Below are 2,187 nucleotides of genomic sequence, written 5' to 3'. Positions count from 1 at the left end.
CTCGGCGGGTACGCGTCCGTCCGCGACGTCGTGACGATGGCCCAACGGCTGGTCCGGCTGGACCGTCTGGGTGCCGAACTCGCCGAGCTCGCGGTGGAGATGGGCGAGTACGGGCGCCAGACCACACTCCAGCTCGAGGAGTTGCTGGCCGACACCCCGAACGAACTGTGGGGCCTCGTCGCCGACCACGTCGCGGTGGATCCCGCGGGAGGGAGCACGGTCCCCACCGCCGAGCAGGTGGCGACCGGGCTCGAGCGACTGGCGGCGCTGAGTGACGCCGATCTCCTCCTGCCCGGCCCCGTCGCGCGCTGCCTCGGCCTGCCCGCGGAGCCAGAGGACCTGGACGAGCACGTCACCGCACGTGGACACCGGATGCTCGCCCACATCCCCAGGCTCCGACCCGTGCAGATCTCGGCCCTGGTGGAGCGATTCGGCTCGGTGCCGGCACTGCTCGCCGCCGAACAGACCGACTTCGCGGACGTGGAGGGCGTCGGAGCCCTCTGGGCCAGGCACCTTCGTCAGTGGCTGACCGGCCTGGGGTCGTCCTAGCGCCGGGGTCGTCCCAGGGGCAGAGGGGCCCGCCGCCCGGGGTCAGCCTCCCTCGACCACGTTGAAGGTGGCCGCCGGGCTGAAGACGTTCCCGACCAGCGCGTACACCTGGTAGGCGCCGACCTCGACAGGGGTCCGGTCCGCTTCCGTGCAGGCGCCCTCCGCGGAACGGCGGCCGGTCCAGTCGATCTGGCGGGGCTCGGGCTCACCGGGGCGGAGCTCCACCTCGTCGTCCTCACGGGGGGTGGTGCAGTCGATGCTCGACCACACCTTGACGTTGGTGTCCAGACGGTAGACCTCGAAGGACAGCGGCGCCTCGGAGAGGTCGCGATCGCACGTGGTGTCGGAGGTGTTGAGGATGTTGACGAAGAACCGGACATCCTGCCCCACCGCGACGTTGGGCTCGGCGGGCCAGACCTCCAGGCTCAGGTCCTCGTCCGCGCACCGGCCCCGCGAGGCGCCGCCGTCGTCCCGGGTGGTCTCCGTGGTCGTGGTCTCGGTGGTGGTGGCCGCCTCGGCCGAGTCGACCTCGCCGCCGGTCGCCGAGTCCTGGGTGTCCGTGCCACTGTCCCTGGAGGCGAGGAAGAGTGCCAGCACCACGGCCAGGACCGCGACGACCGCTATGGCGACCGCGGCGACGCGGCGACGCACATAGACCTCGCGCGGAAGGGAGCCCTGGGGTTCGTGCACGGGTCCAACTCTAGAGCCGGGTCGGCGCCGCACCCGATCCCCCTCGCGGCGTGTCCCTAGACCGCGATCATCTCCTCACCCGGGCCGTGGGGGATGTCGTCGACATCTCCCAACACGCTGCGCAGGTACGCGTGGCCGTCGGAGAGCTTGTAGGTGACGCCGACGATGGCCAACCTCCCCTCGTCGATCCGGTCGCTGATGATCTTGGACCGCTGCTTGAGAAGTTGGCCGGTTTCGAGGACGTGTCGGGCCTCGAAATCGTCGATCGCACTGAGTCCCTCGCGACGCCCGTTGAGGATCGAGGGCGAGACCTTCTCGACGACGTCCCGCAGGAAACCGGGAGGGATCTCCCCGGTGTTGAGCGCGTCGACCGTGGCCTTGACGGCTCCGCAGCTGTCGTGGCCGAGAACCACGATCAACGGGGTCTCGAGCACGTGGACCGCGTACTCGATCGACCCGAGCACCGCCGAATCGCTGATGTGGCCCGCGGTTCGGATCACGAAGAGGTCCCCGAGTCCCTGGTCGAAGATGATCTCCGCGGCGACCCGGGAGTCCGAGCACCCGAAGAGCACGGCCTTGGGGTTCTGCGCGGCGACCAGGGTCTGGCGGTGCTCGGTATTCTGACCGGGATGACGCATCTCGCCCCCGACGAATCGATGGTTACCGTCACGGAGGGAGGCCCAGGCCTTGATGGGATCGGTATGAGGCATGACTCATATTGTGCACACCGCGGTCTGACGGGCGCACGGTGACCTCTGTCGACACCTCTGCCCTGCTGTCCTGGTTCGAGCGCGCCGGGCGCCCCCTGCCCTGGCGCGGGCCGGAGGTCGGTGCGTGGGAGATCCTGCTCTGCGAGGTCATGAGTCAGCAGACCCCTGTCGCCCGCGTGGAGCCCGTCTGGCGGGCGTGGCTCGAGCGGTGGCCCGGCCCGGCCGAGCTCGCCGCGGC

Annotated in this window: 2 protein-coding genes and 2 pseudogenes; 2 read left to right on the top strand and 2 right to left on the bottom strand. The window is 70.2% G+C overall.

The window, feature by feature from the left end; genetic code table 11:
• Nucleotides 1-549, top strand: a pseudogene (locus G6019_RS15935) (DNA integrity scanning diadenylate cyclase DisA); the annotation flags it as partial.
• Between the two features lie 42 nt (nt 550-591).
• Here G6019_RS15935 and G6019_RS15930 read toward each other — a convergent pair.
• Both G6019_RS15930 and G6019_RS15925 read right to left on the bottom strand, forming a co-directional pair.
• A complete protein-coding gene (locus G6019_RS15930; RefSeq protein WP_182613240.1) occupies nt 592-1,239 on the bottom strand; it encodes a hypothetical protein in 648 nt (215 codons plus the stop codon).
• 56 nt (nt 1,240-1,295) lie between these two features.
• Entirely contained in the window at nt 1,296-1,949 is a 654-nt protein-coding gene (locus tag G6019_RS15925) for a carbonic anhydrase (protein WP_107755694.1), read from the bottom strand.
• A gap of 38 nt (nt 1,950-1,987) precedes the next feature.
• Here G6019_RS15925 and G6019_RS15920 point away from each other — a divergent pair.
• Nucleotides 1,988-2,187, top strand: a pseudogene (locus G6019_RS15920) (A/G-specific adenine glycosylase); the annotation flags it as partial.

The sequence above is a fragment of the Dietzia sp. DQ12-76 genome (assembly GCF_014145045.1).
Classification (GTDB): Bacteria; Actinomycetota; Actinomycetes; order Mycobacteriales; family Mycobacteriaceae; genus Dietzia.
Note: the sequence above shows the minus strand (reverse complement) of the source record. Positions and strands in the feature narration are given on the sequence as shown.

Excerpts from the sequence above, each read along its gene's own strand:
- G6019_RS15925 (WP_107755694.1), bottom strand. The coding sequence starts at position 1,949 with ATGCCTCATACCGATCCCATCAAGGCCTGGGCCTCCCTCCGTGACGGT.